The organism is Planococcus kocurii, from assembly GCF_001465835.2.
Classification (GTDB): domain Bacteria; phylum Bacillota; class Bacilli; order Bacillales_A; family Planococcaceae; genus Planococcus; species Planococcus kocurii.
On record NZ_CP013661.2, the window covers coordinates 3,290,097 to 3,304,136 of the forward strand.

Here is a 14,040-nt window from a genome sequence, read left to right on the forward strand (position 1 = left end):
ACAGAAAAGGAGTGCAGATTATGCAGCTAACAAAGGGTGTCGAGCAGGCTATTTGTATTATTGTGTTGCTGGCGACGCAAGAAAGCAGCGCGCCGCTTGCTTCAGATGAAATTAGCAAAAGGCTGGGCGTTTCACCATCTTATATGAAGAAAATAACGAGGAAATTAGTCGTTCAAGGAATTGCTGTTTCGGTACCTGGCAATAATGGCGGCGTTTCACTAGCAAAATCAGCAACGCATATTACAATGCTTGACGTTATTGAAGCAATGGAAGGTCCGATACAATTATACCCAGATACAGGGTTAATTCGTCTGGCTTTTAAAGATGGAGAGTACGCACAAAAAGGACAAGAAATTCTTAAAAATGTTTTTTCACAAGGAGATCGGTTATTGATTGAATATTTATCTAAAGTAACAGCTGCTGATCTTTTAAAAGAAGGATTAGGAACATCAAATTTGCCAACGTTAAACTGGAATAGAGAAACGTTAAGTGATGTATTGAAAAAAGAACAGGATGATTTAAAATGAAAATGTTTAAACAGGAATGGAAGCAATTGTTTTCCAAACCACTTTTGTTAGGAACCATGGTTGTTATGATGTTTATCCCGATTATTTATAGTGGTTTTTTCTTAGGCTCGTCGTGGGACCCTTACGGAAAAACAGAACGCTTACCGGTAGCGGTCGTTAATGAAGATGTACCATCAGAATATGAGGGCAAGACACTTGATGTCGGTTCAGAGTTAGTTGGAAATTTAAAAGAGAATGATGCATTGGATTGGCAGTTTACCGATGCAAAAAAAGCAGAGCAAGGAATGGAGGATGGGAAATACTTTATGGTTTTGACCATTCCAGAAAATTTCTCGGAACATGCAGCATCTGTAATGAGTGATGATCCAAAACCGATGGATTTACAGTATGAAACCAATCCCGGTCGCGGATTTTTTATAAAATCAATAAGTAAGCAAGCGACTACGACGATTAAAGAGGAAATTGCAGAAAGTGTGACAAAAGAATACGTAAAAGCAGTATTTGAACAAATTGATACACTGGGCGAAGGTTTAGGAGATGCAGCAGAAGGTGCGGAACAACTTGATGATGGAACTGTCAAATTACAAAAAGGAAATGCAGAATTAATCGCAGGGCTTGGCACACTTTCAGAAGGAAGTTTAACTTTCCAGGAAGGCGCAGAGCAATTAGAAATTGGTGCCGGACAGTTTGCTACAGGAGCCGCAGATTTAAATCAAGGAGCGAACCTGTTGAATAAAGGGATTATTTCTTATACAGCAGGAGTAGGCAAGTTGCAAAGCGGTGTGGTTGGACTTGCCGAAGGAACTGCAGAGCTAAATAATAATGGTCCAAAACTTGTTGAAGGATCACAAAAGTTAGAGCAAGGTCTAAATTCTCTCGTTCCAGGAGCAGAACAACTGAGTCAAGGTCTGACAGCTACTGAAGCTGGTAGTGCACAGCTAAATAATGGCTTACATGAGCTTCAAACACAAACAAGCGAGTTAACAGGGAGTTCTTCTGGCATTCAACAGTTGGTATTAGGTCAAGCTGCGCTTGGTGAGGGTCTTGCTAAACTGGCTAATGGTAGTACCACTCTTCAAGAGGGGCTTGGTGCATTAAATAACCAACTTCCAACACCAAATCAACTCAACAATTTGCAACAAGGTTTATTAGCTATTCAAGAAAACGTTAACCAATTAAATGGTGCTGTTTCAGCCAGTAGTGCACAGAATGCATCAAAATTGCAGGCGAATCTAGCGGCGGCGCAACAAGCCGTTAGCGAAATGCAGCCAACTTCTTCAACTGCAACAGTGGCAGCTCTTGAAGCAACAGCTACTTATAGCAGTTTAACTGCGGAGCAACAAGCCGAATTATCAGCTGCAGTAACTGGAAGTACACAGCAACAAGCAGCAGCACAACAAGGTGCACTTGAAACGCTCGAGCAAAGTCTTGCAGCTGTATCAGCTAACATAAACGAGCAAATTATTCCCGCATTTCAATCACTCGGATCCATGCCTGAGAAAGTAGCAGAATTGAACAGTGCTGTAGATCAAGTAAATCCTGCAGCCCAAGAAGCTCTTGGTGGATATTCAGCCGTCCGAAATGCACTGAACGATCAACTTATTCCAGGTGTGAAGAATCTCAATGCGGGAGCAGAGCAAGCGGCCGAGACAAGTGGACAACTTCTTGCGGGAATTGAAAAAACAGCAGAAAGTCTACCTCAGCTTGCAGATGCAGTTGACCGGTTAGCAGAAGGAAGCTCTTCACTGAATGACGGTGTATCTTCTCTTGCTTCAGGCTCAATTGGACTTGTTGAAGGTGCGAGCGCGTTGCAACAAGGGTCTATAGAATTAGAAAAAGGAACAACTGAATACACAGCAGGAGTATCAAAAGCAGCACAAGGAGCAGGGCAGCTTCAAGAAGGAACGGCTGAACTTGCGGCTAACTCTGCAGAGCTGAATTCTGGTTCCAGTGATTTGGCAAATGGTGCAAATCAGCTAGCCGAGGGCGTACCAGCGCTTTCAAGTGGTGCAGGTGAACTTGCTGGTGGAGCAACTGATTTACATAGCGGAGCCAGCAAACTAGAAGACGGCTCTGGTGAATTAGGTCAAGGCCTTACAAAGCTAGAGGAAGGAACTTCTGAACTTGCTACAAGTTTATCTGATGGCGCAGAAGACGTAGCAAGTAAACAAGTAACAGATGATAATTACGAAATGATCGCTGCACCAGCAACAGCAACAGAAAGTGAACGGAGCGATGTACCGAACTACGGTCATGCATTAGCACCTTATATTTTGTCGCTTGCTCTTTTCGTCGGAGCTTTATCTTTCAATTTAGTATTCCCAATTAACGCGCCAGCTGGACGCCAGACTTCAGGAGTTGGCTGGTGGTTTAGTAAGTTTTCACTTGGTTTTATCCAAGCAACAGCAGCAGCACTCATTGTTGATGCAATTATGCTGTTCGGTTTCCATCTTCAAGTCGATCACATCGGAGAGTTTATTGCGGTCTCAGTCATCACTTCACTTACCTACATGTTCTTGATTATGTTCTTAGGTATTACTTTTGGAAATCCAGGACGATTTGTGGCAATGATTATTCTCGTTCTCCAATTGGGTGCAAGTGGTGGTACATTCCCTGTAGAATTAACAAATACATTTTTCCAGACGGTGCATGATTTTGTTCCCATGAGCTATGCCATCCTCGGATTCCGAGAATCGATGTCTTCGGCATATGGAACACATACTTTCATTACGAGTATTTTAGTGCTTGTCGCTTTTATTGTGGTCTTTAATCTGCTGTTATGGCTAGTACTTAGCTTGCGAAGTCGTAAAGCATATAGATTAGCAGAAGAAAATTAAGTACAAGGGGCTGTCTCAAAAGGTCATAAACAATGACTTTTTGAGTACAGCTCCTTTTTTATTTTGTATGAAAGGTCTTTCGCTTTTTTAAAGGACTTTTGCATTGAAAAGAGAAAGTAAGAGTAGCGTAAAAATTACACCGAACAAAACTACGTGAATAGTAGGAAGGAGAGAAATCGAAAGTGCCATACATTCAGACAAGTAGATTGACCTTAATCACATTTACTGTGGCAATGATGAAAGCTGCAATTTCTAATAAGGCTGATCTGGAAAGGATCACAACATACCGAGTAGCTGACGGCTACCCGATGACTGCTTACAAAGAAATCATTCCATATAAAATAAAACAATTTAGCGAATATCCACACGAAAATAAATGGGAAGGCATACTTGTACATAATCAGACGCGAACCATTATAGGAGATATGGGTTTTCGGTACCGAGATGGCAAGCAAGATGAATTGGAACTAGGCTATAGCATCGTCCCGAGTTATCAAGGCCATGGCTATGCAACCGAAATGGCACAAGCTTTAGTAGCATGGGGGAAAACGCAGTCAGGTATCAACAGAATAATTGCCAGTTGCGATTACGACAACTTTGCATCTATTCGTGTGCTAGAAAAAGCCGGATTGAGAAGAGTTGAGAAAAAGGATAGTAAAATTTATTGGTCAACTTGAAAGGGATAAAAAATAAACCTTCATTGACTGATACGCAGTCAATGAAGGTTTAGACAAAGTGTTTATTCGACTGGAATTTTAGTGGCTTCTTTTCTGACAAAGTCACTAAATTCGTCGCCCCAATTACAAATAGATGTAACTACAGGCTCTAGACGAAGACCGATATCACTCAATTGATACTCTACTTTAGGTGGCACAACCGGATAAACAAAACGAGTTATGATTTGGTCTTCTTCTAATTCTCTTAGTTGCCTAATTAACATGCGCTGATTGGCTTGGGGAAGTTTTTTCTGTATTTCACTCAGTCGTAGTGGAGAATCATGTAATAGACACCAGATAACAGCTATTTTCCAACGGCCGCCAATAGCTGACAATGCTAAATCTTTTCCAGAGAAATAGGTTTTTTCTTTATAATGAATTTCCAAGTGTTCTCACTCCTTTATGTTTATACTAACCTGTAATGACAAAAAAGTCAGTACTGCTCAAAAGGACTTTAGTAAAAGATAAGTCTCGGCTAAAAAACAGTAGAAAGAGGGAGATGGCATAAATAAAAGAGCGGCGATTGCATTTAGATCAGAAAAAGTCCTTCATATGAAAAAGTGTGAAACTGAAAAATTAAAAACAAAAAAGTCATTATCAAATAATGACACTGATGAAACAATAGCTGAAGTTGACTGGAAGATTATTGGACTTAGACATCTCTTTTTGTATCTCGCTTAAACATTTGCAAAAGGAGTAGCCGTGTATAGTGACAAAATCGTCAGTATTGTTTAAAGGATTTTTGTATGTAATGATAGATACATAGTATAAAACAAACAAAAAGAAAGAAGGCATAAATATGAAAAGTAGAGCAGCAGTCGCGTTTAAAGCAGGAGAACCTCTTCAAATCGTTGAAATCGATGTAGAAGAACCAAAAGCAAAAGAAGTCATGGTAAAAATACTCTATACATCGGTTTGTCATACGGATGCGTTCACGTTATCAGGCAATGACCCAGAAGGCGTTTTTCCAGCTGTTTTAGGACATGAAGGCGGCGGTGTCGTGGTATCTGTCGGAGAAGGTGTAACGTCTGTAAAACCAGGAGATCACGTGATTCCACTTTACACAGCGGAATGTGGCGAGTGTAAATTCTGCTTGTCAGGTAAAACAAACTTGTGTAGTGCAGTGCGCGAAACACAAGGTAAAGGCTTAATGACAGACGGCACAACGCGTTTTTCTTATAACGGAGAGCCGGTTTATCATTACATGGGCACGAGCACATTTAGTGAATACACGGTTGTGAACGAAGTGAGCTTAGCAAAAGTGGATGAAGATGCTCCATTAGATAAAGTTTGCTTGCTTGGTTGTGGTGTTACGACAGGCATGGGCGCAGTGAAAAATACGGCGAAAGTTGAAGAAGGTGCTGTAGCGGCAGTCTTTGGAGTAGGCGCAATTGGGCTAGCGGTCGTTCAAGGATTGGTAAAAGCAAATGCCAGCCGTATTATTGTGATCGACTTGAACGAAGATAAATTTGAACTAGCGAAGAAAATGGGTGCGACTGATTTTATTAACCCGTCGAAATTCGATAAGCCGATTCAAGAAGTAATTGTTGAAATGACCGATGGCGGCGTTGATTATAGCTTTGAGTGTATCGGAAACGTTGAGGTTATGCGTTCAGCTCTTGAATGTTGTCATAAAGGCTGGGGCGAAAGCATTATCTTAGGTGTCGCAGGTGCGGGCAAAGAAATTAGCACACGTCCATTCCAATTGGTGACAGGACGCGTATGGCGTGGATCGGCATTTGGTGGTGTTAAAGGACGTACGGAATTGCCTGGCATGGTCAAAGACTTTATGAACGGGGACATTGATTTGGAGTCGTTTATCACGCATCACTTAGCATTCCAAGAGATAAACGAAGCATTTGAACTTTTGCATAAAGGTGAGTCGATTCGTACGATTTTAACTTATGGAGAGTGATACAATGAATCTTAAAAATGTTGAAACAAAAATAGCTTTTGACGGGGAACAACGTAAATACAGTCATTTTTCGGAAGCCTTGCAATGTGATATGACATTTAGCATTTACTTACCAACCAATAATGAAAAGAAAGAAATTCCTCTTATCTGGTGGCTATCAGGCTTAACGTGCACAGATGATAATTTTAGTCAAAAAAGTGGTTTTCAACGATTGGCTGAAATACACCAAGTAGCGGTTATAATTCCAGATACGTCACCGCGCGGAGAAGCTGTTGCAGATGACGCTGCTTATGACCTTGGACAAGGTGCAGGCTTTTATGTAGATGCTACTGAACAACCATGGTCAGAGCATTATAAAATGTATACGTACATTACAGAAGAGTTAGCTGAAATTGCGTCTACACTGGTCCCTCGTTTTTCAGGCAAAGAAAGCATCATGGGCCACTCCATGGGCGGTCATGGAGCCTTAGTCATTGGGATGAAAAATGCACAACGTTTTAAAGCAATTTCTGCTTTTTCCCCTATTTTGAGTCCAAGCCAAGTACCATGGGGAATAAAAGCTTTTTCAACTTATTTAGGCAAAGATAAAGCAACTTGGTTAGAGTGGGATGCGACAGAATTAGTAAAAACAACTCATGCACCACCTATCCTGATTTCTCAAGGAACTCAAGATTCGTTTTATCCAGAACAATTGGAAGAGACAGCTTTCTTAAAAAATGCTAAAGAAAATAACCAATTGGTGGAGTACACGAAAAACGCTGGTTATGATCATAGTTATTTCTTTATCTCCACTTTCTTGGATGATCATTTCGCCTTCCATATGAAGAACTTAAAATGATTCTCATTTTAAAATAAGATGTAAAATGGGACATGCCTACATTGCAGTTAAATGTGGGGATGTCCTATTGTTTTTAGTTCATTTTTTAAAAATTGCAAAGCAGATTGAACTTAAGAAACACTAGATGTAAGATTTTCTGCGATCAAGCCTAGTATGACGATACAAAAACAAATATGCGTTATAATCAAAACAGGATTGATGCTATTTGCTATTGCTATTTCAATGTATAGTTTGAAAATAACAACAAGTTCGGAAAAAATATGTTAACTAAGAGGTAGAGAATATATGGATATGAAAAAAATGTTAGTCAATGAACGTGTAAAACCATATTTGTCAAAAGCTCGTTACGGTATTGAAAAAGAAGGTCAACGGGTTGATTTGACGGGGATGTTGGTTCACACAAACCATCCTGAAAATATAGCGATGAGCGATGACCATCCTTATATCAAACGTGATTTTGCGGAGACACAGATGGAATTGGTTACACCGGTTACGGATTCACTAAAAGAACTTTTTGATTACTTAACAGCTATTCATGAAGTGGCCTATCGGTCGATGGATGAAAACGAAATGCTTTGGCCACTAAGTATGCCACCGGAATTACCAAAAGACGAAAAAGATATTATTATTGCAAAATTAGCTAACGATGAAGGTGTTCAATACCGTCAATCATTAGCCGATTCTTATGGTCGTCGCAAGCAAATGATTAGTGGTATTCATTATAACTTTGAATTTAGTGATGAATTGCTCCAAGCTTTGTTTAAGGCGCAGTCTGAAATCATAGCTTTTCCTCATTTTAAAACTGAAGTTTATATGAAAATTACTCGAAACTATTTGCACTATAGATGGCTAATTACCTATTTGTATGGGGCCTCTCCTAGCAGTGAAAAGAATTTCTTTGACAATGATTCTTTAGATGAGCCAGTGAGAAGCATTCGAAGTAGCAAATACGGTTATACAAATCGAAACAATGTGCAAGTATCCTATAGTAGTTTAAAAACCTATATAGCTGATATTTCTTTAATGATTGAAAAGGGAATACTCAGTGAAGAAAAAGAGTTTTACTCGGCTGTCCGTTTAAGAGGTGGAAGTCAAGTTGCAGATTTAGAAGAACGCGGCATTGGATATATCGAATTAAGAAACATCGATATTAATCCTTTTGACAAAAATGGAATTAGCTATGAACAAGCAGAGTTTCTGCATCTGTTCTTGATTTATATGTTATGGAAAGATGAAGAGATGGATTGTGACGAATGGGTTAAAAAAGGAGAACTTTATAGCGAAGCAGTGGCACTTGAACACCCATTGGCAATTACACAATTTAAAGCAGAAGCTGAAACTATCGTTGATGAAATAGAGCAATTGACACAATTGCTAGGATTAGCTGTTTCTGAAGGCTTATTTGCTAATTTTAGAGAAATGTTACAAGACCCAAGTAAAACTTTAGCAGGAAAGCTTTTTGAAAAAAGTAAAGACAGCAGTCAAGGTCAAGTAGCCACGTGCATTGCGAAAGAATATCATGAAACTGCATGGGAAAAACCATACCAATTAACTTCATTTACAGATATGGAATTGTCCACTCAATTTTTAATATTTGATGCAATGCAGCAAGGAATTCAAGTGGAAATTATAGACCGTCAAGATCAATTTTTAAAACTGAAGCTGAATAATCATATTGAATATGTCAAGAATGGCAATATGACCAGTAAAGACAGCTATATTGCGACTTTAATTATGGAAAACAAAACCGTAACGAAGAAAATTCTTCAGCAGCAGGGATTCCGTGTTCCAGCAGGTGAAGAATTTAACGACATTGAACAAGCTTTACAAGCCTTTGAGTTATTTTCCACTAAAGCTTTTGTCGTAAAGCCGAAATCGACAAATTATGGTTTGGGAATTTCGATTTTCAAAGAAGGGGCAAGCTATGAGGATTATCAAAAATCTCTTACACTGGCTTTTGAAGAAGATTCTTCTGTGTTAATAGAAGAGTTTCTTAACGGAACAGAATACCGATTTTTTATCATGAATGACGAAGTACAAGCCGTTATGTCAAGAATTCCAGCAAATGTCGTCGGGGATGGTAAACACACGGTTGAAGAATTAGTAGCTCAAAAAAACCAGGATCCACTGAGAGGCAGAGATCACCGAACACCGTTAGAAAAGATTCAATTAGGCGAGTTAGAAGTGTTAATGCTTAAAGGGCAAGGAAAGAAATTGGATTCAATTCCAAAAAAAGACGAAATCCTCTATTTGCGCGAGAACTCAAATGTGAGCACAGGCGGCGATTCAATTGATGTCACCGATCAAATTTCAGATGACTATAAAAAGATAGCTGTAGATGCAGTAGCTGCTCTTGGAGCTAAGATTAGTGGCATCGATTTAATTATTGAAAGTATTGAAGTTCCAGCGTCGGCTAACAATGCTTATGGAATTATTGAAGCGAACTTCAATCCCTCTATGTATATGCATATTTTCCCGTACAAAGGAAAATCGCGCCGCGTGACAATGAAGTTGATACGTTATTTATTTCCGGAGCTTGTGTAAGTTGATAGAGATCGAACTAAAAAAGATGACGTCGGCGTTTTTGCCGGCGTCATCTTTTTTGATTTAATCCTTATGAGAAACTGGAATTTCAGCATTCACTAATGTTTTTTTCATTAGTGGCATTAAAAAAGGATTTATTTAATTCATTTATTGTTTGGTCAAATAATCGTTGCCTTGCTTCTAGGCGATAAAAATGCCGCCAATAGACAAATACTTCCTTGGCTATCCCAACTTTTTTGGAGCCTTCTACAGCATTTAGGTTCTTGACTACACAAACTTCGTACATCAAGTCTTTTAATGGTTTTTTGTATTCACTTTCAATTGCATTTTTAAAGTGTCTGTATTTCATTAGAAACCTCCTCATTCATAGTGACCTTGGATATGGTGAAGGGACATCCATTTATTTAAGGAATTATGAAAAACCAGCACAGGCAATAGCTTAATATTGCCTGTGCTAGTGTATTGAAATTCATTTGCTAAAAGATATTGTCTTATTTAAATGCAACATTGTGCTGAACTTGATCTTGGTTGGTCCATTCAATCGTTGTTCCAGGAGCAACAGTAATCGTTTCTTCGCCAAATGCATAATCTGCAATATCGACTTCTACTTTATCCATAGCTTCAGCACCTTCTTCAACAATCACGGTCATTTGCATAACAGGGTGCGGTTCACAGAATATCGAAAATTCACCTGCTTCGTTAAACACAAAGCTCGTCTTGTCTCCATTTGATAATAAATCAGAAGCGGTACCACTTTTCGCTTCAGGTGAGCTTTCTTCCACGGGTTCAGCCTCTGTTGTTTCTTCAGCTGGTTCTTCTTCCACAACTTCTTCCGCAGGCTCTTCTTCTACTTCTTCAGTAGTAGTTTCTTCTGCGGTACTTCCTTGTTCCTCAACTGCCGGTTCAGCCTTTTCGTTACCCGACGTTTGTTCTTCCCCACAAGCTGCTAATGACAAGATTGATGCAGCGAGAATAAACCCGATTTTTTTGTTAATCATTTTAGTTCCTCCTCGTTTTTTGTTCTTGCCTATAAAACGCAGTAAGGGGAGAATTAGATTACTTTTTTTGAAAAAAGATTTTTCCTTCTATATAAATGTGCAGAAAAGTCAATTGCTCATTTTGGGCGTAGAGCTAGTGCTTGATTCAACCACTATCACACACCAAAGTAGTTGCAATAGCTTAATGAAAAGAAAACAGATTGAGATCATCAATAATTATATGTAAATAAGCAAAAATCTTTTCTTGTATGTAGGTTGATTAAGCCTGTCTCTAATAAATGTTAATTCAATCTTTTTAAAAATAAAGTGATCTAAACAAATCCCCTTTGCGTTATGTCTGTATAACGAAAAAAAAACAAGAAAAAGGGAGCGATTTTAGTATGAAATTAAACAAATTACTGTTGGCCCTACCACTTAGCCTAGCGTTGCTTGTACCAACGGCAGCACTTGCCGATAGCCACGGCGGTCATTCAACAAGCGAAACTGCAACAGAAGTAAGCACGACAACACCTGCGGCGGAACTGCGCATTGCACTGGATACGACCTTAACAGAGCACGCATTTCTAGCAGTTGAAGCGATGCGGAAAGGCGTCGACGGGGCAGAAGATTTTGATCAAGCAGCAGGAGCGTTACTGGCAAACGCTGACGACTTGTCTGCAGCCGTTGGTTCAGTTTACGGGGAAGAAGGCGCCGCACAGTTTGACGAAGTATGGAAGTCGCACATCGGCTATTTCGTCGATTACGTGACAGCAACCGCTGAAGACAACCAAGAAGGCAAAGACCAAGCGTTAGCGGAACTGGAAAAATACAAAGTGGAACAATCGAAATTCTTTGATACCGCCACAGGCGGACTCTTGCCAGCAGCGGCGGTTCAAGAAGGATTGGACGTGCACGTCGATCAGTTGATCATGGCGTTTGACGCGTATGTGGCGGGCGATTTTGAAAAAGCTTACTCACTTGAGCGTGAATCGATTCAACACATGAGCATGTTCGCCGAAAGCTTGTCAGTAGCAATCACGACGCAATTTCCGGATAAATTTGACAACACCAGTGCCGATACACCGGCCATTGATTTGCGTGCAACATTGAACCAAACGTTCACTGAACACGCAGGACTTGCGGTCATGGCGATGCAAGACGGCGCGGACGGCGCTGAAAGTTTTGACCAAGCAGCAGGGGCACTTCTTGCGAACGCCGATGACTTGTCAGCAGCCGTAGGATCGGTTTACGGCGACGAAGCCGGTGCACAGTTTGAAGAAACATGGAAGTCGCACATTGGTTACTTTGTGGATTACGTAACGGCAACGGGTGAAGGCAACAAAGAAGGGCAAGAACAAGCACGTGCCGAGCTTGATCAGTACATCGTAGACCAAGCAGCCTTCTTAGATGCAGCAACAGAGGGACGTGTTCCTGCAGCAGCACTGGAAGAAGGTTTAACTGCTCACGTTGGGCAACTACTGGCGGCATTTGATTCGTATGTAGCGGGCGATTATGACGCAGCGTACAGCTCGATTCGCGAGGCGTATGCACACATGCAAATGCCAGCAGCGGGCTTGTCAGCAGCGATTGTCGATCAATTCCCAGACCAATTCGGCGCGACTGAAATGCCAGCCGAAATGCCAAAAACAGGCATGGGTGGTATGTCTGATACCGGATCATTCCCATTCATGTGGGTACTGGCCGGCTTAATGTTAGCGGCATTGACGACCGTAGTCGCGGTTCGTACACGCAAACAGTAAGCGTTAGTTTAAACGGAAAAGGGACTGTCTCCTAAGTCTCTACAATAAAACAGACGGAGAAAAGGGTGTCCCTTTTCTCCGTCTGTTTTTTAAAATTGCGACCTGTAATCTCGGATTTGCTGTGTGCTCTTTTGAATTTATAAGAATTAATTGTCGGGAATGTCCAATTGCCTTTAGTAGGACCGAAGATATTTTCTAAGTCAATTTTACGACATTTTTTAGATTCAAAGGGGCTGGACTCAAAAGGTTGCTTGCCATATCCATTTGTCATAGTCCTTTTTTTTCAAATCAAGTGGTGTTAAAGTCAATAGACAGTCATGATTTTAACCGGCCAATAATGACTGTCATACAAAAACTCTTCCATGTAGTATGTAGGAAATTCCTACAACAGCATAGAAGAGTTTTTATGTATCTGTTTCTAACAAGTTATTCTCTTAAGCTTGTTCTGAGAAAGCTTTAAAGTCAGGCACAGTTGGATTTGCGATATAATGTCCGCCTTCGACTTGGATTGTTTGTCCTGTAATAAATTTAGATTCATCAGAGGCAAGGAAAAGAGCTGTATAACCGATATCGTCTGCTTCGCCATGGTAAGGAAGGGCATTGTATTTTTCGAAAATAGATAATACTTCAGGAGTTAAGTTATTTTTTGCAGCAGGTGTCAAAATTAGTCCTGGAGCAATCGCGTTGCATCGAATATTGTCTTTGCCGTATTGTGCAGCTGTGTATTTCGTTAAATTGACAACAGCTGCTTTTGAAGCACCATAAGCAGAACGAATAACATCTCCTGTAAATCCGGACATGGAAGCGGTATTGATAATCGAGCCGCCTCCAGCTTTAATCATGTGGGGAATGGCGAATCGAGCACCTAACAGCACGCTTTTCAAGTTTACATTCATAAGTCGGTCCCATTCATCCAAGTCAATGTTGACGACATCTAAATCTTTTTGAAGATTTGTCAAACCGACATTATTAAATAATACGGTAATTGTTCCGTACTGTTTTACTGTAAAGTCAACGGCTTCTTTGATGGAATCTTCTTTCGATGCATCTAAAAAGATACTCGAAGCCTCTCCACCTTCTTCGTTAATTTTAGCGGCAGCCTCCTTTGCGCCAGCTGTATTAAAATCAGCAATGACTACTTTTGCCCCTTCTTTTGCTAAAAGACTAGCTGTTGAAAGACCGATGCCAGAAGCTCCTCCTGTTATTAATGCTACTTTTCCGTGAACTCGTTTCATAGTTAACGCTCCTATCGATTACTTTTTTTGGTTTTCAAACTTTTTAATAATTTTTCGTTAATAGATAAGTATTGAGCAATCTCGTCTTCATCCAATACTTGGAACATTTCGATGTGCTGTTGTTTCCCTAACCTTTGCGCTTCTTGAAGCAATGAAGATCCTTTTGGTGTAACTTTCAGTAAAACTTGTCGACGATCACTGTCATTAAATGTCCGAATGGCCAGTTCAAGTTTCACAAGTTTGGATGCAATATTTGTCATGGCACCACCAGTAAAGCCAAGTAAATCTGCTAGTTTCATTTGGTTTTGCGGACCGTTCCGTTCTAATTCGCTTAAAACCAATATAGGAGAAACACCTATATTATGAGGGAAAATATCATTCCAATCAACGATTGCTCTGTTCGTGATCGCTTCTACTGTGTGGATAAGTTTAAATAAATTTTCTGTCTCCAATTCGTTTCACGCTCCAATTCTAATTTTCTGTTTGAAAAAAAGATACACAGAAAACACGTATCGTTATGTGTATTGATTGAATTTTTAGCTCATAAGAGGGATTACTCACAAAAAATACTTTAACACTAAAGTATTTAATATTAAAGTAATTAGATTGCGATTTTGAGTAGATAGTACAAATAATTATAAATTGTTAACTTTGTGGCTATGCTAAGGATGACTAGAGTGTGCGTCAAGAC

Annotated in this window: 12 protein-coding genes; 7 read left to right on the forward strand and 5 right to left on the reverse strand. The window is 40.0% G+C overall.

All coding sequences use genetic code 11. The annotated features are described in order from the left end of the window. Positions 1–20 precede the first annotated feature (20 nt). The 3 genes from AUO94_RS16025 to AUO94_RS16035 all read left to right on the forward strand — a co-directional run bounded on the left by AUO94_RS16025 (position 21) and on the right by AUO94_RS16035 (position 4,041). Positions 21–527 (forward strand): RrF2 family transcriptional regulator, encoded by a 507-nt coding sequence (locus AUO94_RS16025; protein WP_058385171.1) that lies wholly within the window; start codon positions 21–23, stop codon positions 525–527. Then, positions 524–3,364: a YhgE/Pip domain-containing protein gene (locus AUO94_RS16030; RefSeq protein WP_058385172.1), complete on the forward strand. Its 2,841-nt coding sequence runs from the start codon at positions 524–526 to the stop codon at positions 3,362–3,364. Before AUO94_RS16025 ends, AUO94_RS16030 begins: the two co-directional genes overlap by 4 nt. 182 nt (positions 3,365–3,546) lie before the next feature. Continuing rightward, positions 3,547–4,041, forward strand: coding sequence for a GNAT family N-acetyltransferase (locus tag AUO94_RS16035; protein WP_058385173.1), 495 nt, complete (start codon positions 3,547–3,549; stop codon positions 4,039–4,041). 62 nt (positions 4,042–4,103) lie between these two features. Here the strand turns inward: AUO94_RS16035 and AUO94_RS16040 are convergent, their stop codons facing one another. Next, positions 4,104–4,466, reverse strand: a complete 363-nt coding sequence (locus AUO94_RS16040) for a winged helix-turn-helix transcriptional regulator (protein ID WP_058385174.1) — start codon at positions 4,464–4,466, stop codon at positions 4,104–4,106. A 413-nt stretch (positions 4,467–4,879) separates the two neighbouring features. On the opposite strand from AUO94_RS16040, the gene AUO94_RS16045 reads away from it, so the two are divergent. The 3 genes from AUO94_RS16045 to gshAB all read left to right on the forward strand — a co-directional run bounded on the left by AUO94_RS16045 (position 4,880) and on the right by gshAB (position 9,377). Next, the gene (locus AUO94_RS16045; protein ID WP_058385175.1) at positions 4,880–5,995 is read left to right on the forward strand and encodes an S-(hydroxymethyl)glutathione dehydrogenase/class III alcohol dehydrogenase; all 1,116 of its coding nucleotides are present in this window, start codon (positions 4,880–4,882) and stop codon (positions 5,993–5,995) included. 4 nt (positions 5,996–5,999) lie between these two features. Further along, entirely contained in the window at positions 6,000–6,833 is an 834-nt protein-coding gene (fghA, locus tag AUO94_RS16050; protein WP_058385176.1) for an S-formylglutathione hydrolase, read from the forward strand. 285 nt (positions 6,834–7,118) lie between these two features. Continuing rightward, the gene (gene gshAB, locus AUO94_RS16055; RefSeq protein ID WP_058385177.1) at positions 7,119–9,377 is read left to right on the forward strand and encodes a bifunctional glutamate--cysteine ligase GshA/glutathione synthetase GshB; all 2,259 of its coding nucleotides are present in this window, start codon (positions 7,119–7,121) and stop codon (positions 9,375–9,377) included. A gap of 88 nt (positions 9,378–9,465) precedes the next feature. Here the strand turns inward: gshAB and AUO94_RS16060 are convergent, their stop codons facing one another. Both AUO94_RS16060 and AUO94_RS16065 read right to left on the reverse strand, forming a co-directional pair. Continuing rightward, on the reverse strand, positions 9,466–9,726 hold the full coding sequence (locus tag AUO94_RS16060; protein ID WP_058385178.1) for a hypothetical protein: 261 nt from the start codon (positions 9,724–9,726) through the stop codon (positions 9,466–9,468). 142 nt (positions 9,727–9,868) lie between these two features. Beyond that, positions 9,869–10,375, reverse strand: coding sequence for a plastocyanin/azurin family copper-binding protein (locus AUO94_RS16065; protein ID WP_058385179.1), 507 nt, complete (start codon positions 10,373–10,375; stop codon positions 9,869–9,871). Between the two features lie 380 nt (positions 10,376–10,755). Here AUO94_RS16065 and AUO94_RS16070 point away from each other — a divergent pair, with 380 nt between their 5' ends. Continuing rightward, positions 10,756–12,114: a hypothetical protein gene (locus AUO94_RS16070; RefSeq protein ID WP_058385180.1), complete on the forward strand. Its 1,359-nt coding sequence runs from the start codon at positions 10,756–10,758 to the stop codon at positions 12,112–12,114. A gap of 434 nt (positions 12,115–12,548) precedes the next feature. Here the strand turns inward: AUO94_RS16070 and AUO94_RS16075 are convergent, their stop codons facing one another. Next, entirely contained in the window at positions 12,549–13,349 is an 801-nt protein-coding gene (locus AUO94_RS16075) for an SDR family NAD(P)-dependent oxidoreductase (protein ID WP_058385181.1), read from the reverse strand. An 11-nt stretch (positions 13,350–13,360) separates the two neighbouring features. After that, complete coding sequence (locus AUO94_RS16080; protein ID WP_058385182.1) at positions 13,361–13,801, reverse strand: MarR family winged helix-turn-helix transcriptional regulator; 441 nt, start codon at positions 13,799–13,801, stop codon at positions 13,361–13,363. Positions 13,802–14,040 lie beyond the last annotated feature (239 nt).

What these genes read in the sequence shown, in the direction of transcription:
- AUO94_RS16030 (WP_058385172.1), top strand. Translation starts at nt 524, where the DNA reads ATGAAAATGTTTAAACAGGAATGGAAGCAATTGTTTTCCAAACCACTT.
- gshAB (WP_058385177.1), top strand. Translation starts at nt 7,119, where the DNA reads ATGGATATGAAAAAAATGTTAGTCAATGAACGTGTAAAACCATATTTG.
- AUO94_RS16045 (WP_058385175.1), top strand. Translation starts at nt 4,880, where the DNA reads ATGAAAAGTAGAGCAGCAGTCGCGTTTAAAGCAGGAGAACCTCTTCAA.
- AUO94_RS16025 (WP_058385171.1), top strand. Translation starts at nt 21, where the DNA reads ATGCAGCTAACAAAGGGTGTCGAGCAGGCTATTTGTATTATTGTGTTG.
- fghA (WP_058385176.1), top strand. Translation starts at nt 6,000, where the DNA reads ATGAATCTTAAAAATGTTGAAACAAAAATAGCTTTTGACGGGGAACAA.
- AUO94_RS16065 (WP_058385179.1), bottom strand. Translation starts at nt 10,375, where the DNA reads ATGATTAACAAAAAAATCGGGTTTATTCTCGCTGCATCAATCTTGTCA.
- AUO94_RS16070 (WP_058385180.1), top strand. Translation starts at nt 10,756, where the DNA reads ATGAAATTAAACAAATTACTGTTGGCCCTACCACTTAGCCTAGCGTTG.
- AUO94_RS16060 (WP_058385178.1), bottom strand. Translation starts at nt 9,726, where the DNA reads ATGAAATACAGACACTTTAAAAATGCAATTGAAAGTGAATACAAAAAA.
- AUO94_RS16075 (WP_058385181.1), bottom strand. Translation starts at nt 13,349, where the DNA reads ATGAAACGAGTTCACGGAAAAGTAGCATTAATAACAGGAGGAGCTTCT.